A 25,313-nucleotide genomic window follows, 5' to 3' on the forward strand; every position below is an offset into this window, starting at 1 on the left:
TAATTTGAGAACCGCGGAAGCAATCTTGCCGCGGTTTTTTTGTATTTGTTAGCCGTATTCGCACAGAAAGTACTTGTTGATAAAAGCATCGGATAGATAGTAAGGTGAAGTTTTATTTCCTCTGCTCCCAAAGAAAGGGTATCATTATAGAAGTTTGGTAAAAAGGATGAGAGGTGGAAAGGTTTATGATTCGCAAAATAGTGGTCGCGCTACTGACAGCGATCATCTTTTGTCTGGGACTTGCCTGGTTGAACTACACCCCGCTGGATGAGCAACAAGCAAATACATATTCCTGGTCATTCGCTTCATTAGTCATGGTGTATCTGATTTACGCGGCACCTGTCTATGTACTCGGAGGAGTACCGTTGGCGCTTTTGATCGAGTATATAACTGAAAAAATTGGTTGGGTAAACCCTGTTGTGAATTATGTATTCCGTTTGATTGCGTATGGATTGGCGGGATTGGTTGTCATGATGCTGTTTGGGCTCATCATGTCTGGTGGAAAATCGATCCAGTCCACTCTGCTCTCAGACGGGTGGATTCGGTTAGGAGTCGTTGCTTCACTGCTCTATCTTCATGTCTGGCTCCTCAGCTTTGTCATTGTCAAGCCAAAAAGAGGAGACTGGAGCCATGGCCAATATTTGCGGAATCTGTAAAGAGCAACTCGATTATCGATTCCAGTGCAGCTGTACGAGGAAAACGATTCGGGAAGCAGCGGGTCAGAGTGCCAAAAGAGGCTGCCTTAAATGTGGCTGCACTTCTGCAACGATTACGGAAATGTCGGCAACTGGTGGAATATTGTCACGGATGTTCAATTTGCAGTATCAACGGTTCGATGTCGTGAGCTGCGTCGCTTGTGGATATAGTGAGATGTATAAACGAGATTCCTCTGCCACACGCGATATTCTCGATTTGTTTTTTGGATAAAGGATGGTGTTTAAATGACCGGTGGTGGTTTTCAGAGTGGGTTTCATGCCCGAAACGTACCTCGCGCCCAGGTAAAATGGGAACAGTTTCTTATTTGTAGCCACGGGTGCGAGGAAGTCATTCAGCTCATTTCGCATGTATCAGGCGAGGTGGAGTTTGAATTGTGCAAGCTCGAAGCAGAGCGCATGGGAAGAGTATTGTTGGAAGCGTCAGCGAATACAGAAAGTTTTTGAAACTAAATCATTTCTGAAACGTATGCATAAATGATGATATATAAAAAGGGGAGGCGGAACATGAGCGACAACAATGTAGTGAAGATGAGTCCCTTTCAAGCAGGGGGCAAGCTGATTGCGACAATCCTGGTTCTTGCGGTATTGGTACTACTCGGAACTCAATCCTTTACGATTATATCGGCTGGACACAGCGGAATTGTGTTGCAACTCGGAGCAGTACAGCCAAAGGTAATGCAAGAAGGCATGCACTTCAAAATTCCGTTTATTCAAACCGTAATACCAATGGAGGTGCGAGTACAGAAGTCGGAGATGAGTCAAACCTCTGCTTCTCGTGACCTGCAAACCGTATCAACTACGATCGCAGTTAACCACCATCTGGACGCTGAAAATGTAAACAAACTGTATCAGCAGGTTGGCTTGGAATACAACAGCCGAATTGTTGATCCCGCCATCGCAGAAGCGTTGAAAGCGGTTACTGCTCAATATACAGCAGAAGAGCTCATCTCCAAGCGCTCTGAAGTAAGCGCCAAGGTAAAAGAAGTGTTACGCGAAAAGCTGTCCACCTATAACATCATTTTGGATGAAATCAATATTCGCGAGTTTACGTTTAGCGATGAATTCAACCGCGCTATTGAATCCAAGCAGGTTGCCGAACAGCAAGCGCTCAAGTCCAAGCTGGATCTGGAACGGATCAAGATCGAGAAGGAACAGGAAATTACGAGAGCGCAGGCTCAAGCGGAAGCATTGCGCTTGCAAAAGCAGGAAGTCACACCGGAATTGATCCAGCTCAGACAGATCGAAGCACAGCTGGAGGCGATTCGCAAGTGGGATGGCAAACTGCCTAACGTAACAGGCGGAGCGACTCCGTTTATCAGTGTGGAGAAATAAAACGAAGACCATCTGGGGCTTGGCTGCCTGGATGGTCTTCATTTCGTTGATAAGTTTTTTAGCGAGTGCTTTCGAATAACTCCAGCCATTCTCCATCCGGACCTTTGAAGAATATGTAGCGTGACCCGTTCGGCAATGTCGTAATTTCCGCGTCGATAAAGGCAACATCCAGCTCCTTGAGACGCTCGATTTCCTCTTCTAGATTGTCTACGGCAAAAGCGAGATGGTGCACTTTGCCTTCTTCGGGAAGCGAATCGCTGTACCCCTGGATTAATTCGAGTTCGGTTTCCTTGCTGCCAGCAAGACCGAGAAAAGCAAGGGTAATGGCAGGATTGGTATGCACCAGCTTGCCCAAGCACTCCATCCCGATCACCCTAGTATAAAAGTCGATGGAAGTATCCAGGTCTTTTACCATCAACCCGACATGCTCTACTTTTTTGATCGCCATTGATTTCACTCCTAACCACGCATGAGATTACGATTTATTGTAGAAGATTTTTCTGCAAAAGTCTGTACATAGCCGATGCAATTGATTTGGTGGGTCAAATACTGGATATAACTATAGGAAGACGAACATATCGACTATATACGGCGGTGGATGATGGAAGCGGTTATCGAAACGATCGGAAGAGCAATTCTCGCTTTTACCATTATGATGATCATTACACGACTGCTGGGCAAGCAGACAATCGCCCAAATGACATATCATGATTTTGTGGCAGCGATTACATTAGGAGCGCTTACGGCCAACCTCGCTTTTAACCTTCAAATCAAAATGGCTCAGCTGATTGCGGCCTTGCTTACTTTTAGTTTAATTGCCTATTTGTTAATGATTGTGTCCCTCAAAAATCGTTATTTGCGGAAGTGGTTCTCCGGACAGCCGACGCTCATTATTCAGAACGGAAAAATATTGGAAGATAACATGCGAAAGCTAAAGTTTTCCCTGGATACACTGAATCAGGAGCTACGGGAAAGAAACATTTACAATATTGAGGAAGTCCAGTTCGCGGTGCTTGAGCTGAACGGTGAGTTATCTATTTTACGCAGAGCGGAATACCTTCCTGTCACACGGAAGGATCTCAAGCTAAAATATAATAAACGACAATGGTTTCCCATTGAGTTGATCATGGATGGCAAGATCATCCACCACAATTTAAAGCAGAATCAGCTCCAGCCCGATTGGTTGATGGAGCTTTTGAACAAAAAAGGTCTGCGCCTCGATGAGGTGAATTACGCAGTAAAAAACTCCAATGGGAAAGTGATTTTCGATTTGTACGATGATCAGATGTCCAATCCGATTGATAAAGAATAGAGACCGACAAAGCAGTCGGTCTCTTCGTTTTGGTATGCAGCATCAAATGGGGTGCTCCTAGCTTTTTGATTCCCTTATACGACCAGCTAGCACCGAGCGAACGATGTGAAGCGAATCAAATTCCCCTTCGGATATTTCGACGATCAGCTGATTACCTGTAAACAGTCGTGCCTGGATTTCATTTTCCGCAAGGCCCAGGGAGTGGAGATGACATACCTCTCCCGACAAATTCTCCAGATAGTCCAGTTTTTGTTGCAAGACAGCGCGTCCATCTGCGATGTATCCAGCATGGGCGCAATACATGGCACCGAAGTCATGGGAGAGAACCAGCCGGATAGATTCGATCTGAAGCGGGATGGATTCTTCCTGCAAAATCACTTTTGTCTTGATTCCTAAAAATAAATCACCTGAGAATAGGCGTCCGGTGGCATCGTGAATGAGGGCGATGTGGTCGTGGGCATGCCCCGGCGTATACAGTACCTTCCAATCAAGGGTACGGGACTGAAAGGTAGCTCGTATCGGCAAAGCCGTAAATGGCGCGCGAACGCCCCAGGTGAGCTGACGGTACTTGGGATAGCTAGCTTGCTTGGCGCACGCGTCTACTCCCGTTTCATGAATGTAGATCGGTATCTGTCTGTGCGCTTCGATCCAAGCCGCATTCCCGACATGATCCTCGTGGCTATGTGTCAGCACGACGGAATCAAAGGATGCTTCTTGAAGAAAGGGGATCAGGTCTCCTGCGATAATTTGGGGACCGGTGTCAATGATCATGCCATCTGTAATAAATACATAAATCGAAGCGTCCCGGCCAGCTTTTTGCACCATTCCTTCTACGCAGGTGACTGCTTCATGCTGGTGGATGTGGAGCACATCGCACACCTCCTTCTAGTTCCTGATGGTTTCTATCAGTCGAAAAGAAAGGCAACGCTTCTAGTATACTATTGAATGATTATTCAGTCATTTATAGAAATGCTTTTTTGATGAGACGGATTGTGTGTATGATGGACAAATCAGGATATGCAAGCAAGAGGTGAAGAGATGAATCAACTGCCCATCGATCAGGTACTGCCGCGATTGAAGGCTGTTCTACAGGAGACAACAAGCGCCGTACTCGTTGCCTCGCCAGGTGCCGGAAAAACAACCAGAGTGCCACTTTCGCTCCTTGATGAGCCGTGGTTGGCAGGACGGAAAATCTTGATGCTGACGCCACGGCGTTTGGCTGCGCGGGCATCCGCCAGCTTCATGGCTACTCTGCTGGGGGAAAAGGTGGGGGAGACGGTCGGCTATCGCGTGAAAATGGATGCAAAAGTAGGGCCTCATACCCGAATTGAAGTTATTACCGAGGGTGTTCTCACTCGCATGCTCCAGGCTGACCCGGCATTAGAGGGAGTTGGACTTATCCTTTTTGATGAATTTCATGAGCGCAATCTCAACGCAGATTTGGGACTTGCCCTTAGTCTGCAGGCACGCAGCCTTTTTTGTGAGGACCTGCGAATTCTCATCATGTCCGCGACCCTCGATGCAGAGCCAGTGGCTGCCTTGCTCGGCGATGCTCCCGTGCTTGTGAGTGAAGGGCGGCAATATCCCGTGGAGACACGCTTTTTGGCTCGTCCACTGGAAGGGCGTGTGGAGCCTGAGCTTGTGAAGGTGATTGGGCATGCCCACCGGGCTGAATCCGGAGACATCCTCGTTTTTTTACCTGGGGTTGGGGAGATTCGCAGGGTAGAGGCTTTGCTTCAGGAGGCTGGCCTGGATGCAGGAACACAGATTACTCCCTTGTACGGAGCACTTTCACAGGAAGCACAAGACCGGGCGATCAGACGAGCAAATCCCGGAGTAAGAAAAATCGTGCTGTCTACCTCTATCGCCGAAACGAGCTTAACGGTAGAAGGCGTGCGAATCGTGATAGACAGCGGCTTGATGCGTGTGCCGAGATTCTCCCCGCGAACAGGAATGACGAGGCTGGAGACGATCAAGGTATCCAAAGCATCAGCGGATCAAAGACGAGGCAGGGCAGGACGATTGGAATCAGGCATCTGCTATCGAATGTGGACCGAGCAGGAGGACCGAGTGCTCATAGCGCAGCAGCTGCCTGAAATCAAGGAAGCTGATCTAGCTCCGCTTGCTCTGGAATTGGCAGCGTGGGGTGTGGCTGACACAGACGAGCTGTCATGGCTGGATTTGCCACCAAAGGCGGCCATGGCACAGGCTGGCGAATTGCTCCAGCAGCTAGGAGCGATGGATGCAGGCAAGCGAATTACGCAGCATGGCAGACAGCTGGCACAAATGGGACTACATCCGAGGCTGGGACATATGATCTGGAAATCAGGGGAGCTGGGACTTCGCTCACTTGCCTGTGAGCTCGCGGTGTTGATCGGGGAACGAGATATCGTGCGCGGCAGAGGGGCAACCCAGGACGCAGACCTGCAGCTACGGGTAGAGCTGCTCAGAGTGATCGGTCACCACGGTCACCACAAGAAGATGGATCGCGCGCAGCTTGGCGAGCTTCAAATCGATGAAGGCGTTTGCCGCCGCATATGGGAGGAAGCCGCACAATTGAAGCGGCAATGGGCTGCGAGCGAGAAGCAACCGCTGGCACAAGCCTCAAAAGATGTATCAGCGACGGGAAGACTGCTTGCTCTTGCGTACCCGGATCGCATCGCCCAGCGCAGAGGGGACGGACGGTATTTGCTGCGCAATGGACGAGGTGCCGCTTTTGCATGGGAGCAGCCACTTGCTTATGAAAAGTATGTGGTAGCAGCTATGCTTGATGATCAAGGAGCTGATAGTCGCATCACGCTGGCAGCCAGGCTTGAAGAAAGCGATCTGGAGCACGACTGCGCAAGCGAGATACGAGAGGAGCATGTATGGTGGGAGCGGTCGACCCAATCTGTGCGTGCCAGAATTCGCAAGCATTTGGGAGCTTTGACGATATGGGAGGCTCCGAGTGCAATGGCTGACCCGGATGCTGTGCTCCATGCATTGCTTGGGGGAATTGCGGAACAAGGGCTGGACCTTTTGCCATGGGATCGTCACGCGCGGCAGCTTGCACAACGGCTGCAGTTCATGCATAAGCTCGATGCAGCTTGGCCGGATGCTTCCGAAGAGGCATTGATCCGTTCTCTTCCAGAGTGGCTTGGACCGCATGTGTATGGATGGAAAAGACTGGACGAGCTGCGCAGCCTGTCCCTGTCGTCCATTCTGGAGTCCATGCTGAGTTGGGATCAGCGGCGAGAGCTGGATGAAAACGCACCTACACATATCGTCGTTCCGAGCGGCTCACGTATTCCAGTCGATTACAGCCATTCCGGTGCGCCTGTTCTTTCCGTTCGATTGCAGGAGCTGTTTGGCTGGCAGGATACACCGCGGATTGGAAGAGGGCGGGTGCCACTGACTCTCCATTTATTGTCGCCGGCCCATCGCCCTGTGCAGGTGACACAAGATTTGTCCAGCTTTTGGAAAAACACATACTTTGAGGTAAAGAAGGACTTGAAGGGACGCTATCCCAAGCATTACTGGCCGGATGATCCCCTGCAAGCCATGCCTACGAACAGGACTCGCCCCCGCCCCCGCACTTAGACCCAAATCGAGTCTGCTTTGGCTTGTACTATCTACCCTGAGCCTGGGTGAACGTTCCCATTTTGTTAGTTCTATGTTCGTGAGTAAGCTGTTTTTTGAAACCTATACGAAAACAATTACGTCTGGAAGGTACTGTTTTATTCACGTACTACCTCTCCATTGCATCTAGGTTGCTCAAACAAGTGAGCAACCCTTTTTTTGTTCTGCTACTTTTTTCCAGATGGCTTGATTCCCCAACGATCCCGGTAGATCAACTCCTGCAAATCTTCTCGCTCTCTCCATTTATAGAGCTCCAGCAGCGGTCGATCCGGGTAGTGGTCAGTATAGCCAACGGATAGTAGTGCGACCGGATCGATATGTGGCGGAATATCCAAAAAACGGCGAACATCCGCCTTTTTATAAAAGCTGACCCAGCCCATAGCCAAGTCCTCTGCGTAAGCGGCAAGCCACATATTTTGAATCGCGCAGCTGACGGACATAGTATCGGTTTCGGGGATGGAGTTGCGTCCTAGGACATGATCACCGCCGCGAGTTGGATCACAGGTGACACAGATCGTGACCGGAGCTTCCTTGATCCCCTGAATTTTCAAATCGAGAAAGGTTGATTCTCTGCCTGTCCCTTCATAATGAATAGCAAGTGCGCGACGCTCTTTGTCGGCGCAATCGGCCAGCTCCTGCTTCAACTCATCGTCCTGAACGAGAATAAAATTCCATGGCTGCATAAACCCGACGGAAGGAGCGTGATGGGCGGCTGCGAGAATCATTGTCAATTTTTCGGATGGAACCGGATCCTTGCGAAACGTGCGTATATCTCTGCGATTGCTTATGGCCTTGTACAGCCCGTTTTTTTCTTCCTCGGTCAAGCGATTCATCTTCGAAAACCTCCTGATTTGCTTATAAGCCTTCTTCCCATTTTAATAGGAAAGAAAGGGCCATTCCAGACTTCCGCTTGACATATTCCTGATTTACTCTTAAAAAAGAGTCTGTCCTAGCGAAAGAGGAGGGAACCGGGAATGAAAAACATCCTGATTGTGGAAGACGAGTTGCCCATCTCCCGTGTATTGAAAGCGTATTTGGAGAAGCACCATTTTCAAGTGGAACAAGCATTTACCGGAGATGAGGCAGAGCGTAAATTTGACGCAATGTGCCCGGCTCTTGTCCTGTTAGATGTGATGCTGCCAGGCCGGAGTGGATGGAGCATTTTAGAATACATACGAGCAAAAAGCTCATGCCCCGTTATTATGCTGACTGCACTTGGTCAGATTGAAAACAAGCTGGCTGGTCTCGGTCAGGGAGCGGATGATTACATAACCAAACCTTTTATAGCAGACGAGGTGGTGGCACGTGTTCAAGCGGTGCTGCGCCGTTCGACACAAGTGATCGAGGGGGATGGTGTGAAGCAGTTCGGGAGTCTCAAGGTCGATTTCAAAGCGTATTCCGTCACACTGTACGGAGTCGAGCTCACGTTTACGCCAAAAGACCTCTCGCTGTTTCTGTTTCTTGCTCAGTATAAGAATCAGACCTTTACCCGTGATCAGCTTATTGAGCAAGTGTGGGGACTGGATTATGAGGGGAGTGATCGAGCCGTGGACCTGTCTATCAAGCGGATCAGAAGATCGTTGGAAAACTGGCCCGTTACCGAAGGAGAAATAAAAACCTTTCGAGGTTTGGGATACAAGTTGTGTGTGTATGAGTAAACAAAAAAGGATATCACTCTTCCGTTATTGGACAACACGTTATGTCATTACCCTTTGTATCGGGCTGCTCGTCATTGGTGTCCTCTCCAGCCTGTGGATTACGTACAGTGAAACCCAGAAGCGACTGGATATTATGCGCTTGATGGCAGCAGAGATTTCGGATCGCATGGTCGATGCAGATGGGAAGCTCAAAACAGACCCGTTCTTGTTTCGTATTTTAGACAGGCGGCAAGAATCTCTACGTCTCAATGTCAAGCCATTTTTTCTCATTCTCAATGAAGAGAAGCGCCCGCTTTTCAATGCACCTGGCCCCTTTTCCTCGGAGCTTACCAGTTTAGCCGAGCAACTGGTAAATGCGAATGATAATGCGACACAGGTCAAGCTCGCTCGGGGTGATGAGCTGCTTTTCGTAAAAAGAAGCATACAAGTCAATCAGAAGCACGTCGGCTGGGTCGTTCTGTTTACGCATAAAAAGGACATAACGAGAAGCAGCACAGAATTCGAGTTGCTGTTTATCATGCTGGGTGGCCTCGGACTGCTCGGCTGGCTGGTTATTTATTTGCTGACGAGAAAGCTGGCACAGCCGATCAAGAATGTAGCTGACGCAGCCAAGCAGATTGTCATGGGCAATTATGAGATTCATTTGGACAAGGACAGTCGGGAAAATGAAATATATGACCTGATTCACTCGTTTAAGGAAATGGCTGATCGGTTAAAGCAGCTGGAATTGATGCGCACAGAGCTGCTGGCTGGTGTGACACATGAGCTGAAAACTCCGGTCACCTCGATAAGCGGCCTCGTCCAAGCCGTCAAGGACGATATCGTTACGGGCGACGAAGCCAAAGAGTTTTTGGACATATGCACAAAAGAAACGACCCGCCTGCAAAAAATGGTGGAGGATTTGCTCGACTTCAATACGTTTGCCGTAGGAGACATTCGTATCCGGCGAGAGAATCAAAATCTGGGTGATCTGGTGCAAGAAATTACGCATCAGTGGCAGAACGGCCGAGAAGAGGATCGGCTGGAGCTGCGGGTCAACAAGCCGCCAAATGAGATTACGGTTACAACAGATCCACTGCGAATACAGCAGATTATCTACAACCTGTTAAACAATGCGGCGCAAGCGATACAAGGGGAAGGTCAGATTGAGGTAACCCTATCGGAGACGACGCAGGAGATTATGATTGAAGTAAAGGATAACGGCAAGGGAATTCCTGTTGAGGAGCAGTCCTTCATTTTCGACCGGTTTTACCGTGGCGAAGAGAAGAAACAACTCGTGCGGGGGCTTGGGCTTGGCCTGTCCTTTAGCCGGATGATTGCACAGGCGATGGGTGGAAATTTGGTGCTTACCACAAGCTCTCCACAGGGCAGCGTCTTTACGCTGATCTTGCGAAAATAATGGTTGTAAAACGACACACGACTTTGCGATTGAGCAAGGTCGTTTTTTCTTTTTTACGAGGGACAATCTGACTTTTTCCTGACGTATTCGTTACGTATATTGATCCCATCAGTTGCGGACACGTACAACCGCAGAGGGTAGGAGGGTCTTTTTGTGGCGGAAACAGAAAAGAAGCAATCATTTCTTTTGAAATCAAAAAGCAAGAAGAAGATCATTTTGGCATGCCTGGCTGTTGTATTGATTGGCGGGGGAGGCGTGTATGCATACAAGACTTTTATGACGCCCCAAAGCGCACAAGCCGCGTTTTTGATGGAAACGGTAAAACGGGGGGATATCTCAGCGACGGTGCTGGCTTCTGGTACTGTCCAGGCGTCCAAGCGCACCTCTCTTTCCTTCTCTGACGCAGAGGACGCCAAGGATGCGATCTCGTCCATTGAAGTAAAAATCGGCGATCAAGTAAAGGCAGGACAGGTACTGGCGACGATGGATGATTCCGTCGCGAAAATTCAGGTGACGAATGCAGAGGCGAATCTGCTCTCCGCCCAGGCAAGGCTGGAGGATGCCCAAAAACGTAAAACGGCAGCGGAAATTAGCTCCCTGCAAGCAAACGTAAACCAGGCTAAATCCGAGCTGGACATGGCGAAGCAGAGCATTGATACCCAAAAGGCGGCCAATGACGAAGCAAAGGCGAAAGCGAATTTGGAGACCGCACAGAAAACCTTTAGCTCGCAAAAGGCGTTGTTTGAGGCAGGCGCGATTTCCAAAACCGAGTATGACAGTGCGCAAAATTCGCTGGATCAGGCACAGCGGGACTACAATACAGCGGTCCTGTCAGCTGGTCAGACAAAGGGGCAGTCATCGACAAAGGTGGAGCAAGCCCAGGCAGCGTACCAAACAGCGCTTGAGGCACTAAATGATGCGCATGAAGGTCCTGACGCAGCTACGGTTCTTGCTGCCAAAGCATCTGTGGAGCAGGCAAAGGCACAGCTTCAGCAAGCCCAAAAAGCATTGAATGCGGTGACGCTGAAAGCACCGATGGACGGCGTCATTGTCCAGCTCAACGGTAATGTCGGGGAAATCCCGTCCAATGATTTCATCATCATGGACAATTCGAATTCTGGCGATCTGGAAGTATTGGCCGAAATCAGCCAAAGCGACATTGGAAGAGTAAAAGAAGGGCTGAACGTTTCGTTTACAACAAGCTCCTATCCAGATCAAACCTTCAATGGAAAGGTGAAGCTGGTTTACCCGGAAGCGAAAACAAATTCTGGCGTTACGACGTATGACGTGCTGCTTTCTGTCGCAAACAAGGACAGCATGCTCAAAATCGGGATGACGATGAACGTTACCATAGAGATTGGTACGCACCAAAATGTCCTGCTTGTTCCTGCCCAAGCCTTGCAAACCCGCAACGGTCAGGATGGGGTTTATGTGATGGCGGGCAATGCAGACGGTGCAGCGCAGACAACAGAGCCGGCAGCAAACGAAGCGCAGCAGCAAGGGAAGAATCGGGAAGGAGCAAGAGAAGGAGGAAGGTCCGGCTCAGGGTCAAGAGCAGGAGCAGGAGCAGGAGCAGGAGCGAGTGAAGGTAGAGCAAACATGCCGTATCGTTTCCAGCCGGTCAAGATCGGGTACTTCGCTTCTGACAAGGTAGAAATCACCGAAGGTTTAAAAGAAGGGGATCGTGTCGTCATTCTCATGAACACAGCTACGTCTAGCTCCAACCAAAACTCTGGTCGCACGGGTGGTATGCCAGGTATGGGCGGTTTTGGAGGCGGTGGAGGCTTCCAGGGTGGAGGCTTCGGTGGCGGAGGCGTCGTCCAGATGAGAGGACGATGATGAGATGAAACCGGTTATTCAAATCGAATCGTTGAAAAAACAGTATCAGATCGGTGATCAGGAAATCCAGGCGTTGCGCGGAGTAAGCCTCACGATTGAGGAGGGGGACTTCGTTGCGATCATGGGTCCATCCGGCTCTGGCAAATCGTCGATGATGAATGTGATTGGCTGCCTGGATAAGCCTACCTCTGGTGAGTTTTACTTGGATGGCTTTCCTGTCTCAGAGGCTCATGATGATGAGCTGGCGGAAATCCGTAATCAAAAGATCGGATTCGTATTTCAAAATTTCAATTTGCTTCCGCGGACGACGGCTGTTGAAAATGTAGAGCTTCCTTTGCTTTATGGTGGCGTTTCGGCTAAGGAGCGGAGACAGCGAGCCGTCCAGGCACTGATCAGTGTCGGTTTGGCAGAACGGTTGAATAATAAGCCAAACGAGCTGTCCGGGGGGCAGCAGCAGCGTGTTTCCATTGCCCGTGCTTTGGTGAATGATCCGGTTATTTTACTGGCGGATGAACCAACAGGAGCTTTGGACACCAGAACGAGTGAAGAAATCATGGGGATTTTCCAGCAGCTAAACGATGCAGGAAAAACCGTCATTCTGGTTACGCATGAGCCGGATATCGCGGAGTACGCCAAACGGATCGTCCGTTTTCGTGATGGTCAAATCATCGCGAACGAACTGGTGACAGAGCGTAGAAGAGTGTTGTCAGAGGAAGTGAGCCAATGAGCTTTTTGGAATGTGTACGCATTTCGTTTCGAAGCATCAAAGCAAATGGTCTGCGCTCCATTCTCACGATGCTGGGGATCATTATTGGGGTCGCAGCGGTTATTGCCATGGTTGCGATTGGGGAAGGAACGTCCTCTAGCGTTGCTTCCCAGATCAACGGGTTGGGCAGTAATCTTTTGATCGTAGCGCCAGGACAGGCGACACAAGGGCGAGTGAGCTTGGGTGCAGGCTCCTTGAACACGTTGACGCTGGCTGATGCAGAAGCGATTGGGCAGAAGGAATCGGTCGCAGGTGTAGCTCCGAGTGTGAACGGCCGCGCACAGATCGTTTGGGGCAGCAATAACTACTCAAGCTCGCTGGAAGGAACAACAGCAGCCTTTCCAGATGTGCGCAATGTAGAGGTAGCACAAGGACGTTTTTTTACAAACTTCGAAGTAAAACAGCAGTTTAATGTAGCTGTAGTAGGTACAGAAGTAGTAAACAACTTGTTTGCGAATACGAATACAAACCCGATCGGACAAACCGTTCAGATCAACAGAATTCCTTTCACCATTATCGGTGTGCTCAAAAGTCAAGGAAGCTCTGGTATGACAAACAATGACGACCGTATTCTCATCCCGATTACATCAGCAATGAGCCGCTTGACCGGTGGGAAAAATGTCGGAACGATTTATGTTTCTGCCGCTTCGTCTGACCAAATGGATCAAGCCAAGCTGGATATCACGTCTACGATCCGCGCGCAGCATAATCTCAGACCAACAGCAGCAGATGATTTTCGGATCACCTCACAGTCAGACATCCTGAACACGGCGCAACAGGTATCCAGCTCGATGACCGCACTGCTTTCGGGAATCGCTGCGATCTCGCTGATTGTAGGGGGAATCGGAGTCATGAACATCATGCTCGTGTCCGTTACCGAGCGTACGCGGGAGATTGGGATTCGCAAAGCGATCGGGGCAAAACGAAGCGATATTCTTCGGCAGTTTTTGATCGAGGCTGTTACGCTTAGCCTGATCGGCGGCGTCGTGGGGATTTTGTTCGGAGTAGGCGCTGCTCTCGTCATCAGCAAGCTGGGGGGCATGGCTACCTCGATCAGCATGTCACCAATCTTGTACGCGTTTTTGACATCGTCCTTGGTAGGCGTTATCTTCGGTGTGTATCCGGCGAGAAAGGCAGCACAGCTCAAGCCAATTGATGCGCTTCGCTACGAATAGAAGGAAGGGACGTGTTACTTTTTTCCAATCCGGGGCATACTAGCCGGGTGAGGTGTATGTACAATGGAAAAAAACGTCCAATTTTCCGTACCGTGGCGGGAAGCGACCCGCATCATGAAAAAAATCAAAACGAGTAAATTGCGGTATTTCGTCAGACAAATGGAAGGAAAAACGAACATTGCGTTTGTTTTTCCGCGTGTAAGTGTCAGTCAATATGTCTATTTGTACATCATCTTCGGTCCCAGAGCAGCAGATGTTGTAGGGAATGATAGCAAGTAAAAATCACCCTGATTCACTCAGGTGGATCAGGGATTTTCGATTTTTTACCGAATTCTTCATATAAAATCCCACAATTTCGCTATAAAACAAAACCTGACACTTTTCGATAGGACAGTTTCATAGTACAATTCCTGTATGAACGAACTTGGGGAAGTTCGGGATGGCGGCACCCAAACTGTGCAGGAGGGCCGCCTCTTTTTTTTAGAGATGGCCAAGAGGGAGCTTTCCCTCACTAAATAGAGAGACGTGCGTACCCAGGTTTGAAAGCCTGGGCTTTTCTTATGCTCATGACGAGATATCCCGTTCATCCACCGATTGCTGGACGATTTCAAGCACTTTTCCTCGATCACTGATTCGAATAGCGCTCAAAGCGACTTTTTGATAGGCGCCAGTGTCTATATTCCACGAATGAGATTTCTCTTCGTACTCCGGATATCCGGAGAGACAGGGGGTGTGTCCAATGATTTGCAGCTTTTGGATGTTTGCGAGCGGGGTACGATTCCAGAGCACGCCTAGAGGATTTTCTTCGAGTAGCGGGTCTTTAGTTTGATCAGTGATACCTGCATGACTAATGAGGATATGCTCGTTTTCCCAGACGAGAGGCAGATGAGAGATCCAATTGGCCACCTCCTGCTCGTCCATATTCGCTTCACGCAGCTGTGCGAGAGTTTCATAGCCACATTGGGGAAGCCAATACTGGTTTGGGCCATGCTCAATATGCTGGGTAAACTCATACTCGTGATTGCCTTTGAGAAAGATGGCGTTTGGACCATGAGATTTCTTCAATGACTGGGCAAAACGAAGCGTCCCAGGTGTATCTCTCCCTCTGTCGATCAAATCACCGAGCTGAACAAGAATCTCTTCTTGCGGATTCCAATATCGCGCCAGTAATCCTTGAAAGGTATTCAAACAGGCATGTACATCACCGACAACGAATACATTCATAGGGCTGTTGCACCTCCTTTTGTCTTGGACTCCTATTTTTCCTGTGCCGTCCTTGGTAGAGCAGTGATCTCCATATTATACCAGTCGTTCGCTAGAGCTGACAGCGCATGAAAAAGAAATAAGCCGCCTCAGGAAACGATTCATAGGCGTCTCCATAAACGGCTACTCGCTATTTATGTACAGTCGACGGTGCAAAGCTGCCTTTCATCAGAGCGTCGATCAGTTGTTCATGAGAAAGAGAGATGGTGATGGAGTGATCTGGCAGGTCAACAAGAAACAGATCCTCTTTATAGCGATACCAGAGGCTGCCAGAGGGATCGACGTGATAGACCAAAAGATTTTCCTGCCGCTGTCGTCCAAACTTGGCAATTTCACGCAAGGCATGGAACAGCTCTCCCCAAATGGGTAAATAGGGCTTCTTTTTATGTAAAGTCAGCGCGTTGATGAGTTGGTTGGATGCTATTGAAATCGATTCAGTAGCTTGCTGAGTCTGAGAAAGCATGTTTCATGCTCCTTTGCTCTTTTATGTAGAGGCTTCTGCATCAATCAGGGGTCTTAGAAATCTGACGGATTTTGTCGAATTCACGATTAAGTGTAAAATAGTTGCTGGCAGGAAGCAAGAGTGAATCACAGTATACGTATAGGTGAATAGTCATTTGACGACTTCTCTTGATTTGGATAGCATAAGAACAGCTATTTTTAATAGAAACCGATGTGAGAGATTGAGAGGTGATGGTTTTGGCTCAAGAACAGCGTTTGCTCATCGATTTTTGTGGAGGAATGGATCAGGCTATTGCTTTGGCCTATGCGCTGCAGGCTACGGAAACCAAGGTTGTTGGGGTCATTTGTAGTGATACGGATGCCGGGCGCGGGATGGCGCTGGCACAAAAAGTAATGGATTGGGCAAAGCCAGGATATGAGATTGACGTCGTCTCAGGAGAACCACGTGCTTTGTTTGGGGCAGCTCCTGACGCTCAGGCAACAGAGGGAGTACGTCTTCTGTTAGAGAAAGCGCAGGAAGCAGACGGGGACCTAACTCTTGTTACGTTTGGACGTTTGACGACATTGGCAAAAGCAGCAGCGAGCGAACCGATGCTCGCAAAGCACCTGAAGCGCGTCGTGGTACAAGGTGGAGCGATTCGTGTACCTGGTGATGTAACACCAATCGCACAAGCCAATATGTATGGGGACCCTGAAGCGGCTGCTTTTGTGCTTGCAGCAGGCTTGCCGTTATTGCTGGTGCCAACAGACGCTACCCAGCAGCTCGCTTTGACGAATGAGCAGGTACAGGCCATTATTTCGATTGCAAAAAATACAGGGATGATTCGCTCTGAAGAGATGGAACACTGGCAGCCAGAAGGATCTCATCTGCGCTTGGATGCGTGGGGAGCGATGGTCGCTGCGCTACATCCTTCTGCAATCGTTATCCAGCAAATGAAGCTGACCGTTGATTGCACGAGTACTTTGTCTCGCGGGGCGGTGCTGGCTGACCTGCGAGCGAAGCCGAGTGTAGGTCGGGATACAGACGTTTGTGTGCAAATCGATATAGAGCAGCAGCAGTCTTGGCTGCAAGCTGCTTTGGAACGGGAGGGGGAGATCAGACGATGAAAAAAATCATCATAGACGTGGATACTGGCATTGATGATGCCATGGCCATTTCGTACGCTGTTCATTCACCTGCTGTTCACGTATGCGGTGTCACGACGACCTTTGGCAATATTACGGTAGAAGAAGCGACACGCAATACGCTGCAAGTTCTTGAGCTGATCGGGGCAGCGGATATCCCTGTTTATCAAGGGGCTTCCAAGCCACTCGTTCGTGAAGTAACTGCGAAAGCGAGACTGTTTCATGGGGAGAATGGCTTGGGTAATGTAGTTTTGCCAGCTCCTGTGGGATCGGCACAGGCGCAAAATGCCGTGCAGTTTCTGATTTCTACGATCAAGGAAAATCCGCATGAAATTACGCTCGTTACGGTCGGCAGCATGACTAATCTCGCTTTGGCAATTATGGCAGCACCAGAAATCGTTTCCTTGGTCGAAAGAGTTGTGGTGATGGGCGGAGCTGTCACAGTTCCAGGCAACCGCACGCCAGTCGCAGAGGCGAATATTTGCGCCGATCCAGAAGCGGCTTCCTATATTTTTCAATCGGGCATACCACTTACTCTGGTCGGACTCGATGTGACGATGCAAACACTGCTCACGCGTGAGCATCTGGTGCAATGGAGAGCACGTGATACGAAGCTCAGCCATTTTTTTGCCGATATGTGCGATGTGTACATGGATGCGTATGTGACGGTAGGAAATGTTCGCGGCTGCGGGCTGCATGATCCGTTGGCCGTGGGTGTTGTAATCGATCCTTCATTTGTTCGTACCGTCCCGATGCATGTGGAGGTAGATACTTCTGGTGGACCAAGTGATGCCCGCACGATTGGAGACAGACGTGAGCATCCTGAGAAGGCACCGAATGTAGAGGTGTGCTTGGAAGTAGATTCGGAGAGGTTTGTCAGTCACTTTTTGAAATATGTCATGTAATGGATTAACAGGAGGGATTTGCTGTGTTAAAAGAATTTAAAGAGTTTGCCTTAAAAGGGAACGTCATGGACCTCGCAGTCGGGGTTGTCATCGGGGCTGCTTTTGGTAAGATTGTGACGTCCTTGGTCAATGACATTATTACGCCTCTCATTGGGCTATTACTAGGGAAAGTGGATTTTTCCAATCTGTTTATCAGTCTTACCGGGACGCACTTCAATACGTTAAAGGAAGCAAAAGATGCAGGAGCAGCTACTCTGAATTACGGTCTGTTCATCAATACCGTGATCGATTTTGTTATTATTGCGTTCTCGATTTTTATCGTGATCAAGCAATTGAATCGTTTCAAACGCAAGCAAGAAGTGGTCAAAGCTCCTGACACAACCAAGGAATGCCCGCACTGCATTACGTCTATTCCGATCAAGGCGACTCGTTGCCCGAATTGTACTTCTATGCTGGAAGCAAAAGGAACAGAGCCTGCGCACAGCTAGCATAATTTTTGCGACATAAATGGTTTTGGAAAATAGTGGGTACTATGTGGACGTAGGCATAGTCATCCACTATTTTTTTGTCAGGGAAGTAGGGAATACAATGGTGGCATCACTTGACATTTCCCTCACTTTAACATTAAATGAATATAAACAGTTTAAGTTCTTGAAATATCATGAGGTGCTTTTCGATGAAGATAGAAACAATAAAGGAAACACTCAAAATGATGGATAAAATCAATGCCTTGCTAGCAGAGGATTTTCAAGCCCTCTACCATTTTGAAATTACCCCAAAGCAATCCATCCTTCTCCAGCAGGTGCAGGAGCATGAAAAGATCACAATTGGTGAGCTCGCCAAGCATTTGAATATGTCTCTTAGCTCAACTAGTCAGCTGGTTGCGAAGCTAGAGCAGGACGGCTATGTAAAACGTGAAGTAAATTCAGCGAACCGGCGTGAGACATTTGTCAAGCTGGCAGAAAAGGCGATTAAGATGTATGCAGAGATCGAAGCTGTCGACGATGTCGTCATTGAAAAATACTTTTCCAAACTGGAAGAAGAAGAAATGATCCATTTTCAACGATTCACAAATAGACTGCATGACTTGATACTTGCGGAAAAATCGAAATAACGGGAGCCTGATAACGCGTTGGTCAAGGGGGAGAAGGGGCATGGATTGGCTAGTGGCAGTGCTGCTGTTCGCGTTGGCATTACCGGGTGTGTTCACGATGCTAAGAATAGAGCCAAAACTCATCAAAGAAACTGGAGGTGAAGACATCCCGTTTTTCGCTCGTTTGGTGAGCCACATGGTGCTCGTTGTCCCGAGTGTTCTGGCTGGCACCTGGTTATACAAGGACGCAGGCTTCGCAGCACCAACTCTTTCTGAGATAGGAGCAATGACCTTCCTTATCTCTTTCCTATGCGCTGGTGCACATCTGATTTATTACTACGGTTACCTCGTAAAGGTCACTGGAAAAAACGTAATTGCAAAGATCGATCGGGCAAGACAAAATGTAGGAATCGATACGAGGGTATTATATGGTGGGATTGTCGAAGAGCTGATCTTCCGTTGGGGACTCATGAGTACTCTCGTTTGGAGCATGAACAAGTGGTTGGCAATTAGTGATGTGAATTTGGTGTACTGGCTGGCGATCGCGATTTCCGCTCTGCTGTTCGCCTTGATTCACCTCCCGGGAGCCCAGCAAACTGTCGGAAGGCTGACGACGCCCTTACTTACGTACGCGATCACAGCCAATATCTTTGTCGGTATTTGCTGTGGGTGGTTGTTCTGGAAAAGTGGCTTGTTATCCGCTATCATTTGTCACATGCTGTTTCACATCGTCTGGTATGGCTTTGAAAAATCAAAATGGGCTCGTCCACAAGAGGAAGTATATATGGCAAATAGCCGAAAGGAGTAAGCCATGTGCCGAAATATCAAGACATTGTTCAACTTTGATCCGCCAGCAACAGAAGACGAGGTTAAGGCCGCAGCGCTTCAGTTTGTTAGAAAACTTTCAGGCTTTCAAAAGCCTTCAAAGGCAAATGAAGCTGCTTTTGACCAGGCTGTAGAAGAAGTCACTGTGGCGGCGCAAAAATTGCTTGATTCACTTGTGTCCAACGCAGAGCCAAAAAATCGTGAAATCGAGATGGAGCGTGCACGTGTCAGAAATGCAAAACGATTCGGGACACAGTCGTAACCATAAACCAACCCGAAAAGGATAGAGGCGTAGCTGACAACGGGCGCCTCTATCCTTTTTTGTAGAAGAGGTTGTTAAAATTGAAATTAGACTTTCTTCTTTTTTCGGTGAAAAACGTCGCGACGGTTTTCATAAAAGTGGATGTGACCGCTTGCGGTAAAACGGTTATGACCGTTTTGTTTTCACTCGATTGCGGTATTGGAAGTGAAGGCGCTTGATGGTACGGAAATACGTTTTGTCCTTGAGCTTGGCGAACAAGGCGTGAGAGGGAAAATCGTAATTGACCTCGATAATCGAAATATTCCCTTGCTTATCAATGGCAAAGTCGACTCCGATCTGAGAAGTATGTCTATACTTTTTGAAGTGGGTGCAGACGCGATGACTGATTTGGATCAATTGCGCCACGACACTTTTGACTTTAGAAGCATCTACCGCTTTTGATTTCACAAGTGCGAGTGGGACCGTAACCGCATACCCTCCTCCGCGTGCTACGTTCGTAATCACGCTGTCTGAGCCCGCTACCTTGGCGAGCATCCCGGCGTATTGCCATCTGCCTCGGCCGTTGCGCATCATCATGACCCGAATGTCAAAGGAGCGTCCATCGATTTGGGCTAAATCAAGCCCTTTCTGGATGATATAGTTTTTCTCACTGCATTTATTTGCAATTTTGTTTTGCAAGTCCTCCAGGGATCTGGCGTGTTCAGGCTCACCTCGCTCCTTTACAAATTGATAGCCTTCCTCCGTTTTCCAGACCCGGATGATTCCTTTTCCCATATGGGTCCGGGTCGGCTTGATATAGACAGTTTGGTATTTGGCGAGATAAGTACCCAAAAGAGCTGGCTGATAAAGAGAAGTGGGAGGCAAAAATGGACGGATGTATGCATTCTTGGAAAAGAACTGATGCAGGCTCCATTTGGAAGAAGAGATCAATTCATGCACCTCGCTTCGAAAAATCCATTCCTACCCATGATATACGTTAAAATGGCAATGAGTGAGCAGGAGTCAGACCGTTTATGGAAAATAGGAAAGGGGAAGAGAATGTGCAAAGGATGCGAAATCAGATGCAATTGTTTCGTCCTGTCCAGCCGCCTGTATTGAAACATAGCCAGATGTCTGCTTATTATCGGGAATACGCACCTAGCAAAAGGCTAGAGCAATATGTGGCATGCTATTGGACCTCAGTTACCGGGGAAGTCGATGGGGATCAATGGAATCGGGTTATCCCGGATGGCTGTGTGGACATCATTTTTGACCTGAGGACTACCTCTGCTGCAAAAGGGGCGTTTGTTTCAAGCTTGATGAGAAGCTATGAGCTCATGCCGATCATGGGGCATCAATCGTTATTCGGGATTCGCTTCTATTCGGAAACGGCACATCTTTTTCTGCGCTATCCGATATCCTTGATCAATGGCAACCGGGTGTATCTGGAGGATTTATGGGGGCTAGGTGCCCACAGGATTGTAGAGGGCTTATGCGAAGCAACAGATATCGCTGGTAGAATCGCACTGATCGAAGATAGCTTGCTACAGCTTTTTCAGAAGAGCCCTATCCGTGCAGGCGGTTTGCTTGAGACAAGCATGCAATACATTTACGAGTGTCGAGGTAGCATGACGATCGGTTCTTTGGCAGAAAAGGTAAACTACAGTGAAAGAAATTTGCGCAGAATCTTTCAAAGCGAGCTGGGGGTCAGTCCCAAGGAGTTGATTCGCATTATTCAATTCCAAAGCTTGCTGCAGGAACTGTTCCGAGGCACCGAAGCGACCTTTACAGATGTCGCACTCAAATATGGCTATTATGATCAATCGCACGTCATCAAAAATTTTAAAGCGTATTATGGCGTGTCACCTCGGCACATTTTTTCTACTTGAGCAGGGGATGATTGGCTCGCGACTTGAACATGTCCGTTTTTTACAATTCAGGAAGGAAGAAAGCTGATATCCTAAGGATCGGAAGGAGAATTACTGTGGACAAACAAACAGTAGATGCATTATGCCGCAAACAAAAGGGATCGACGCATGATTATCAGATGGATTGGGAAGCGGACCGTTACCATATTGGCGGCAAAATATTTGCGATGCTGGGAGCAGATAGCAAGGGCGTACCGATCCTCACATTAAAATGCGATCCGGCTCGTGCAGATGAGCTGCGGGAAATCTACGAAGGAATTGTTCCCGGGTACCATATGAATAAAACCCATTGGAATTCTCATTATTTCGATACGGATATTCCTGAGGAGCTGTGGGAAAAGCTGATTGAGCATTCTTATACGCAGGTCTTGCAAAAGCTCCCCAAGCGTGTGCAGCAGGAAGTTGTTTTGTAAGTGACCGTTTTGAAAAAGAGTAGGAACAGGAGTGAAGAGCGATGCGAGTAAAGCTGGATATGGTTGGTATTGTTGTGGCAGACATGAAAAAAGCATTGGATTTTTATCGCCTGCTTGGTTTGGAAATTCCAGAGAGTGCAAATGAAGACCATCACGTAGAAGTGGCCGGAGACGGGGTTCGTTTGGCGTTTGATACGATTGAGATTGCGAAAAGCGTGTATGGAGGCTGGGAGGCAGCAAGCGGTCATCGGATCGAGCTTGCTTTTGCATGTGATGACGTCGACTCATTAAACGAATTGTATGCAACGCTCACTGCGCATGGATATGAAGGCCACAAAGAGCCGTGGGATGCCGTTTGGGGGCAGCGCTACGCCATTGTCAAAGACCCGGATGGAAATCTCATCAGTCTGTTTGTGTAGTGTATTTCCTTCCTTCACCAGCAGTACGAAAAGTCGACGCCTGTCACTTACAGGGAATCGGCTTTTTTGCATGTCCAAAAGGAAAAGCGGGTTATGTGGTCTTCTTCTGATTGAGGATGCTGTCCTCAAGCATATCGGTGGTGTCACCGTAGACGCGAATGATATGTCGTTCTCCCCACGCGCAGAGTGTGTCTAATATGCCCTTTAGACTCCAGCCATATTCACTAAGCTCGTACACCACTTTGGGCGGTACCTGATGGTGGACAATCCGATTAATGATTCCGTCATCCTCTAACTCGCGTAGCTGCTGAGTCAGCATTTTTTGCGTGATTCCGGGCATGAGCCGCTTTAATTCGTTCGTGCGTTTTTCCCCGTGGGTCAGATGACACAAGATCACACATTTCCACTTGCCGCCGATGACCTCTAGTGTGGCTTCCACGGATATATTGTATTTCTTTTTCTGCATGATCGCTCCTTCTTTCTATAGGAACTAAAAAGTGCCTATCGTACTTATTAGTATCTATGGCACTTAAAAGTGTGTACTTTTCAATATCTACCCTATCATCCATAATAGCATTTGCCAGCTGGTAAACACCATACTCAAATTGATGAAGGGGGAGGAGATACCTCGTGAAGGAAACAAATCGAAGCACATTAGCCCTGCTCGCTTTGGCAGTGAGTGCTTTCGCTATTGGAACAACCGAATTTATCAGCGTGGGTCTGCTGCCACTGATCGCCAATGATTTGCAGATTCCGGTCACTACAGCAGCATTGACCGTTACTTTATATGCATTGGGAGTTACATTTGGAGCACCAGTTCTCACCGCAGTAACGTCCAGAGTATCACGCAAGCAATTATTGCTCTGGATCATGATCGTTTTCATTATCGGAAACAGTATCGCTGCAGCATCGACAAGTATCGGCGTGCTGCTTGTGGGAAGGATCGTATCGGCATTGTCCCACGGAATTTTCATGTCGATCGGCTCCACTATTGCAGCGGATTTGGTCCCCGAGAATCGGCGAGCCAGTGCCATTTCCATGATGTTTACAGGACTGACAGTTGCCACAGTAACGGGTGTGCCGCTGGGAACGTATTTGGGTCAGCAGGTTGGCTGGCGGTTTGCTTTTGTCGCCATTGCCGTTGTTGGTTTGATTGCCCTTTTTGCTAATAGCATACTCATTCCTAGCCGTTTGCAAAAAGGTGTACGAACTACAGTCCGCGATCAGCTGAAGCTGGTGACGAATGGCCGTCTTGTCCTCATGTTTCTGATCACTGCGCTGGGATATGGTGGGACGTTTGTCGTCTTTACTTATTTGTCCCCAATGCTGGAGAGTATCACCGGCTTTTCTGGTGGAGCAATCGCAGTCATTCTGCTCGTATACGGGATCGCCATTGCAATCGGTAATGTGATTGGAGGGAAGGTCGCCAATAAAAATCCGCTGTCTTCCTTGTTTCGCATGTTTATCGTGCACGCTCTCGTCCTGTTCATCCTATATTTTACAGCACCATTCCCGATTGCCGGCTTGATCACAATTATGTTCATGGGGCTTATGGCTTTTATGAACGTGCCTGGATTGCAGGTATACGTCGTAATCTTGGCTGAACGCTACGTACCAAGCGCGAAGGATGTGGCTTCTGCCGTAAACATCGCCGCTTTCAACGCTGGTATTGCAATCGGTGCTTATCTGGGTGGAATCATCACAGATTCGATCGGTCTGATCCATACGACATGGATTGGAGGATTCATGGTGATGGGCGCGGTTATCCTCACAGGGTGGAGTCAAATGCTGGAGCGAAAAGGCTCAAAGCAAGCTTATAACAATAAACAGGAGGCACAACTATCATGACAACTCATCTGCAAGCAACAACTACATTGAATAACGGTGTAAAAATGCCGTGGTTTGGACTTGGTGTATTTAAAGTGGAAGAAGGACCAGAGCTGGTTCATGCTGTACAGGCAGCGATCAGAAATGGTTACAGAAGCATTGATACAGCAGCGATCTACGGTAACGAAGAAGGCGTTGGGCAAGGTATCGTACAGGGACTCAAGGAAACAGGGATCAGCAGAGAAGAGCTGTTTGTGACGTCAAAAGTATGGAATGCAGACCTCGGTTATGAGTCTACACTGTCTGCCTTTAAACTCAGTCTGAAAAAGCTCGGACTCGACTACCTGGACCTGTACCTGATTCACTGGCCAGTAGCTGGTAAATACAAAGATGCATGGCGCGCTCTGGAGCAGCTATATAAAGAAGGCAAAGTAAAAGCAATCGGCGTAAGTAACTTCCAGATCCATCACCTGCAAGACTTGATGCAGGATGCCGAAATCAAACCGATGATCAATCAGGTAGAATTCCACCCACGCCTGACGCAAAAAGAGCTTCGTGATTTTTGCCAGCAAGAGGGGATTCAAGTAGAGGCATGGTCTCCACTGATGCAGGGACAGCTTCTGGATAACCCGGTGCTACAAGAAATCGCGGAACGCCATGAAAAATCGATCGCCCAAGTCATCCTGCGCTGGGACCTGCAGCACGACGTCGTAACCATTCCAAAATCAACGAAGGAACCACGGATCAAGGAAAACGCGGATGTATTTACCTTTGAGCTGACAGCTGAAGATATGGAGAAGATCGATGCCCTGAACGAAAATCACCGTGTAGGTCCAGACCCGGATAACTTTGACTTCTAATAGAAGAAAGACAAAAAGGGACGTGCAATGCGTCCTTTTTTTGTGCCTGGATTTTAATGGAAATGAATTCCAATCCGTTGTCTTCGCATGACTTCTCACTGTTCATTCTTGAACGATAAACAACCAAAGCTCCTTTT

Annotated in this window: 30 protein-coding genes; 23 read left to right on the forward strand and 7 right to left on the reverse strand. The window is 48.4% G+C overall.

Translation table 11 applies throughout. The annotated features are described in order from the left end of the window. Window positions 1–185 precede the first annotated feature (185 nt). From ADS79_RS06140 to ADS79_RS06150, 4 genes are read left to right on the forward strand one after another with little or no spacing between them, the layout of a single operon-like run. A complete protein-coding gene (locus ADS79_RS06140) occupies window positions 186–656 on the forward strand; it encodes a hypothetical protein (RefSeq protein WP_049737529.1) in 471 nt (156 codons plus the stop codon). After that, on the forward strand, window positions 631–927 hold the full coding sequence (locus ADS79_RS35950; protein WP_084765660.1) for a zinc ribbon domain-containing protein: 297 nt from the start codon (window positions 631–633) through the stop codon (window positions 925–927). The genes ADS79_RS06140 and ADS79_RS35950 overlap by 26 nt, the downstream gene beginning before the upstream one ends. Before the next feature lie 14 nt (window positions 928–941). Then, window positions 942–1,160, forward strand: a complete 219-nt coding sequence (locus tag ADS79_RS06145; RefSeq protein WP_049737530.1) for a hypothetical protein — start codon at window positions 942–944, stop codon at window positions 1,158–1,160. Between the two features lie 60 nt (window positions 1,161–1,220). Next, entirely contained in the window at window positions 1,221–2,048 is an 828-nt protein-coding gene (locus tag ADS79_RS06150) for a prohibitin family protein (RefSeq protein WP_049737531.1), read from the forward strand. A gap of 58 nt (window positions 2,049–2,106) precedes the next feature. Here the strand turns inward: ADS79_RS06150 and ADS79_RS06155 are convergent, their stop codons facing one another. Next, complete coding sequence (locus tag ADS79_RS06155) at window positions 2,107–2,496, reverse strand: VOC family protein (RefSeq protein ID WP_049737532.1); 390 nt, start codon at window positions 2,494–2,496, stop codon at window positions 2,107–2,109. A 153-nt stretch (window positions 2,497–2,649) separates the two neighbouring features. On the opposite strand from ADS79_RS06155, the gene ADS79_RS06160 reads away from it, so the two are divergent. Further along, window positions 2,650–3,360, forward strand: a complete 711-nt coding sequence (locus ADS79_RS06160; protein ID WP_049737533.1) for a YetF domain-containing protein — start codon at window positions 2,650–2,652, stop codon at window positions 3,358–3,360. Window positions 3,361–3,417: 57 nt separating this feature from the next. On the opposite strand, the gene ADS79_RS06165 is transcribed toward ADS79_RS06160, so the two are convergent. Further along, window positions 3,418–4,230: an MBL fold metallo-hydrolase gene (locus tag ADS79_RS06165; RefSeq protein ID WP_049737534.1), complete on the reverse strand. Its 813-nt coding sequence runs from the start codon at window positions 4,228–4,230 to the stop codon at window positions 3,418–3,420. Window positions 4,231–4,398: 168 nt separating this feature from the next. Between ADS79_RS06165 and hrpB the strand changes: the two genes are divergently transcribed. After that, window positions 4,399–6,939, forward strand: a complete 2,541-nt coding sequence (gene hrpB / locus ADS79_RS06170; protein WP_049737535.1) for an ATP-dependent helicase HrpB — start codon at window positions 4,399–4,401, stop codon at window positions 6,937–6,939. Window positions 6,940–7,145: 206 nt separating this feature from the next. Here the strand turns inward: hrpB and bluB are convergent, their stop codons facing one another. Further along, window positions 7,146–7,811 carry a 5,6-dimethylbenzimidazole synthase gene (gene bluB / locus ADS79_RS06175; RefSeq protein ID WP_049737536.1) on the reverse strand — a complete coding sequence of 222 codons (666 nt, stop codon included), beginning with the start codon at window positions 7,809–7,811 and terminating at the stop codon, window positions 7,146–7,148. A gap of 141 nt (window positions 7,812–7,952) precedes the next feature. On the opposite strand from bluB, the gene ADS79_RS06180 reads away from it, so the two are divergent. The 6 genes from ADS79_RS06180 (at window position 7,953) to ADS79_RS06205 (ending at window position 14,094) form a co-directional block, all read left to right on the forward strand. Continuing rightward, window positions 7,953–8,636, forward strand: a complete 684-nt coding sequence (locus tag ADS79_RS06180) for a response regulator transcription factor (RefSeq protein ID WP_049737537.1) — start codon at window positions 7,953–7,955, stop codon at window positions 8,634–8,636. Next, window positions 8,629–10,035, forward strand: a complete 1,407-nt coding sequence (locus ADS79_RS06185) for a HAMP domain-containing sensor histidine kinase (protein ID WP_049737538.1) — start codon at window positions 8,629–8,631, stop codon at window positions 10,033–10,035. Before ADS79_RS06180 ends, ADS79_RS06185 begins: the two co-directional genes overlap by 8 nt. Before the next feature lie 153 nt (window positions 10,036–10,188). Further along, window positions 10,189–11,874, forward strand: a complete 1,686-nt coding sequence (locus tag ADS79_RS06190) for an efflux RND transporter periplasmic adaptor subunit (RefSeq protein ID WP_049737539.1) — start codon at window positions 10,189–10,191, stop codon at window positions 11,872–11,874. A gap of 4 nt (window positions 11,875–11,878) precedes the next feature. Continuing rightward, window positions 11,879–12,601 (forward strand): ABC transporter ATP-binding protein, encoded by a 723-nt coding sequence (locus ADS79_RS06195; protein WP_049737540.1) that lies wholly within the window; start codon window positions 11,879–11,881, stop codon window positions 12,599–12,601. Beyond that, complete coding sequence (locus ADS79_RS06200) at window positions 12,598–13,815, forward strand: ABC transporter permease (protein WP_049737541.1); 1,218 nt, start codon at window positions 12,598–12,600, stop codon at window positions 13,813–13,815. The genes ADS79_RS06195 and ADS79_RS06200 overlap by 4 nt, the downstream gene beginning before the upstream one ends. 63 nt (window positions 13,816–13,878) lie before the next feature. Further along, complete coding sequence (locus ADS79_RS06205; protein ID WP_049737542.1) at window positions 13,879–14,094, forward strand: hypothetical protein; 216 nt, start codon at window positions 13,879–13,881, stop codon at window positions 14,092–14,094. A gap of 285 nt (window positions 14,095–14,379) precedes the next feature. Here the strand turns inward: ADS79_RS06205 and ADS79_RS06210 are convergent, their stop codons facing one another. Both ADS79_RS06210 and ADS79_RS06215 read right to left on the reverse strand, forming a co-directional pair. Then, complete coding sequence (locus tag ADS79_RS06210; protein WP_084765661.1) at window positions 14,380–15,039, reverse strand: metallophosphoesterase; 660 nt, start codon at window positions 15,037–15,039, stop codon at window positions 14,380–14,382. Window positions 15,040–15,208: 169 nt separating this feature from the next. Next, the gene (locus ADS79_RS06215; protein WP_049737543.1) at window positions 15,209–15,541 is read right to left on the reverse strand and encodes a hypothetical protein; all 333 of its coding nucleotides are present in this window, start codon (window positions 15,539–15,541) and stop codon (window positions 15,209–15,211) included. Window positions 15,542–15,777: 236 nt separating this feature from the next. On the opposite strand from ADS79_RS06215, the gene ADS79_RS06220 reads away from it, so the two are divergent. From ADS79_RS06220 to ADS79_RS06245, 6 genes are all read left to right on the forward strand, one after another. Further along, window positions 15,778–16,647 carry a nucleoside hydrolase gene (locus tag ADS79_RS06220; RefSeq protein WP_049738153.1) on the forward strand — a complete coding sequence of 290 codons (870 nt, stop codon included), beginning with the start codon at window positions 15,778–15,780 and terminating at the stop codon, window positions 16,645–16,647. Continuing rightward, complete coding sequence (locus ADS79_RS06225; protein ID WP_049737544.1) at window positions 16,644–17,570, forward strand: nucleoside hydrolase; 927 nt, start codon at window positions 16,644–16,646, stop codon at window positions 17,568–17,570. The genes ADS79_RS06220 and ADS79_RS06225 overlap by 4 nt, the downstream gene beginning before the upstream one ends. A 23-nt stretch (window positions 17,571–17,593) precedes the next feature. Beyond that, on the forward strand, window positions 17,594–18,058 hold the full coding sequence (gene mscL, locus ADS79_RS06230; RefSeq protein ID WP_049737545.1) for a large conductance mechanosensitive channel protein MscL: 465 nt from the start codon (window positions 17,594–17,596) through the stop codon (window positions 18,056–18,058). A 188-nt stretch (window positions 18,059–18,246) separates the two neighbouring features. Beyond that, window positions 18,247–18,684 carry a MarR family winged helix-turn-helix transcriptional regulator gene (locus ADS79_RS06235; protein WP_049737546.1) on the forward strand — a complete coding sequence of 146 codons (438 nt, stop codon included), beginning with the start codon at window positions 18,247–18,249 and terminating at the stop codon, window positions 18,682–18,684. Window positions 18,685–18,724: 40 nt separating this feature from the next. Then, window positions 18,725–19,471 carry a CPBP family intramembrane glutamic endopeptidase gene (locus tag ADS79_RS06240; RefSeq protein WP_049737547.1) on the forward strand — a complete coding sequence of 249 codons (747 nt, stop codon included), beginning with the start codon at window positions 18,725–18,727 and terminating at the stop codon, window positions 19,469–19,471. 3 nt (window positions 19,472–19,474) lie between these two features. Then, entirely contained in the window at window positions 19,475–19,750 is a 276-nt protein-coding gene (locus ADS79_RS06245; protein WP_049737548.1) for a DUF2277 domain-containing protein, read from the forward strand. 165 nt (window positions 19,751–19,915) lie between these two features. Here ADS79_RS06245 and ADS79_RS06250 read toward each other — a convergent pair whose 3' ends face one another. Then, window positions 19,916–20,680 (reverse strand): YheC/YheD family protein, encoded by a 765-nt coding sequence (locus ADS79_RS06250; protein WP_049737549.1) that lies wholly within the window; start codon window positions 20,678–20,680, stop codon window positions 19,916–19,918. Between the two features lie 83 nt (window positions 20,681–20,763). Between ADS79_RS06250 and ADS79_RS06255 the strand changes: the two genes are divergently transcribed. From ADS79_RS06255 to ADS79_RS06265, 3 genes are all read left to right on the forward strand, one after another. Next, on the forward strand, window positions 20,764–21,618 hold the full coding sequence (locus ADS79_RS06255; RefSeq protein WP_236699903.1) for a DUF6597 domain-containing transcriptional factor: 855 nt from the start codon (window positions 20,764–20,766) through the stop codon (window positions 21,616–21,618). Window positions 21,619–21,713: 95 nt separating this feature from the next. Then, complete coding sequence (locus tag ADS79_RS06260) at window positions 21,714–22,070, forward strand: MmcQ/YjbR family DNA-binding protein (RefSeq protein ID WP_049737550.1); 357 nt, start codon at window positions 21,714–21,716, stop codon at window positions 22,068–22,070. A gap of 41 nt (window positions 22,071–22,111) precedes the next feature. Next, on the forward strand, window positions 22,112–22,489 hold the full coding sequence (locus ADS79_RS06265) for a VOC family protein (RefSeq protein ID WP_049737551.1): 378 nt from the start codon (window positions 22,112–22,114) through the stop codon (window positions 22,487–22,489). Between the two features lie 91 nt (window positions 22,490–22,580). Here the strand turns inward: ADS79_RS06265 and ADS79_RS06270 are convergent, their stop codons facing one another. Continuing rightward, window positions 22,581–22,955: a winged helix-turn-helix transcriptional regulator gene (locus ADS79_RS06270; protein WP_049737552.1), complete on the reverse strand. Its 375-nt coding sequence runs from the start codon at window positions 22,953–22,955 to the stop codon at window positions 22,581–22,583. 164 nt (window positions 22,956–23,119) lie between these two features. Here ADS79_RS06270 and ADS79_RS06275 point away from each other — a divergent pair, with 164 nt between their 5' ends. Both ADS79_RS06275 and ADS79_RS06280 read left to right on the forward strand, forming a co-directional pair. Further along, window positions 23,120–24,337: an MFS transporter gene (locus ADS79_RS06275; protein ID WP_049737553.1), complete on the forward strand. Its 1,218-nt coding sequence runs from the start codon at window positions 23,120–23,122 to the stop codon at window positions 24,335–24,337. Continuing rightward, on the forward strand, window positions 24,334–25,176 hold the full coding sequence (locus ADS79_RS06280) for an aldo/keto reductase (protein WP_049737554.1): 843 nt from the start codon (window positions 24,334–24,336) through the stop codon (window positions 25,174–25,176). The genes ADS79_RS06275 and ADS79_RS06280 overlap by 4 nt, the downstream gene beginning before the upstream one ends. Window positions 25,177–25,313 lie beyond the last annotated feature (137 nt).

The sequence above is a fragment of the Brevibacillus reuszeri genome (genome assembly GCF_001187725.1).
In the GTDB taxonomy this organism is placed as follows: Bacteria; Bacillota; Bacilli; order Brevibacillales; family Brevibacillaceae; genus Brevibacillus; species Brevibacillus reuszeri.

Coding starts and splice junctions, on each gene's coding strand:
- ADS79_RS06140 (WP_049737529.1), top strand. CDS start 186: ATGATTCGCAAAATAGTGGTCGCGCTACTGACAGCGATCATCTTTTGT.
- ADS79_RS35950 (WP_084765660.1), top strand. CDS start 631: ATGGCCAATATTTGCGGAATCTGTAAAGAGCAACTCGATTATCGATTC.
- ADS79_RS06145 (WP_049737530.1), top strand. CDS start 942: ATGACCGGTGGTGGTTTTCAGAGTGGGTTTCATGCCCGAAACGTACCT.
- ADS79_RS06150 (WP_049737531.1), top strand. CDS start 1,221: ATGAGCGACAACAATGTAGTGAAGATGAGTCCCTTTCAAGCAGGGGGC.
- ADS79_RS06155 (WP_049737532.1), bottom strand. CDS start 2,496: ATGGCGATCAAAAAAGTAGAGCATGTCGGGTTGATGGTAAAAGACCTG.
- ADS79_RS06160 (WP_049737533.1), top strand. CDS start 2,650: ATGGAAGCGGTTATCGAAACGATCGGAAGAGCAATTCTCGCTTTTACC.
- hrpB (WP_049737535.1), top strand. CDS start 4,399: ATGAATCAACTGCCCATCGATCAGGTACTGCCGCGATTGAAGGCTGTT.
- bluB (WP_049737536.1), bottom strand. CDS start 7,811: ATGAATCGCTTGACCGAGGAAGAAAAAAACGGGCTGTACAAGGCCATA.
- ADS79_RS06180 (WP_049737537.1), top strand. CDS start 7,953: ATGAAAAACATCCTGATTGTGGAAGACGAGTTGCCCATCTCCCGTGTA.
- ADS79_RS06185 (WP_049737538.1), top strand. CDS start 8,629: ATGAGTAAACAAAAAAGGATATCACTCTTCCGTTATTGGACAACACGT.
- ADS79_RS06195 (WP_049737540.1), top strand. CDS start 11,879: ATGAAACCGGTTATTCAAATCGAATCGTTGAAAAAACAGTATCAGATC.
- ADS79_RS06200 (WP_049737541.1), top strand. CDS start 12,598: ATGAGCTTTTTGGAATGTGTACGCATTTCGTTTCGAAGCATCAAAGCA.
- ADS79_RS06205 (WP_049737542.1), top strand. CDS start 13,879: ATGGAAAAAAACGTCCAATTTTCCGTACCGTGGCGGGAAGCGACCCGC.
- ADS79_RS06210 (WP_084765661.1), bottom strand. CDS start 15,039: ATGAATGTATTCGTTGTCGGTGATGTACATGCCTGTTTGAATACCTTT.
- ADS79_RS06215 (WP_049737543.1), bottom strand. CDS start 15,541: ATGCTTTCTCAGACTCAGCAAGCTACTGAATCGATTTCAATAGCATCC.
- ADS79_RS06225 (WP_049737544.1), top strand. CDS start 16,644: ATGAAAAAAATCATCATAGACGTGGATACTGGCATTGATGATGCCATG.
- ADS79_RS06235 (WP_049737546.1), top strand. CDS start 18,247: ATGAAGATAGAAACAATAAAGGAAACACTCAAAATGATGGATAAAATC.
- ADS79_RS06240 (WP_049737547.1), top strand. CDS start 18,725: ATGGATTGGCTAGTGGCAGTGCTGCTGTTCGCGTTGGCATTACCGGGT.
- ADS79_RS06245 (WP_049737548.1), top strand. CDS start 19,475: ATGTGCCGAAATATCAAGACATTGTTCAACTTTGATCCGCCAGCAACA.
- ADS79_RS06255 (WP_236699903.1), top strand. CDS start 20,764: ATGGAAAATAGGAAAGGGGAAGAGAATGTGCAAAGGATGCGAAATCAG.
- ADS79_RS06265 (WP_049737551.1), top strand. CDS start 22,112: ATGCGAGTAAAGCTGGATATGGTTGGTATTGTTGTGGCAGACATGAAA.
- ADS79_RS06270 (WP_049737552.1), bottom strand. CDS start 22,955: ATGCAGAAAAAGAAATACAATATATCCGTGGAAGCCACACTAGAGGTC.
- ADS79_RS06280 (WP_049737554.1), top strand. CDS start 24,334: ATGACAACTCATCTGCAAGCAACAACTACATTGAATAACGGTGTAAAA.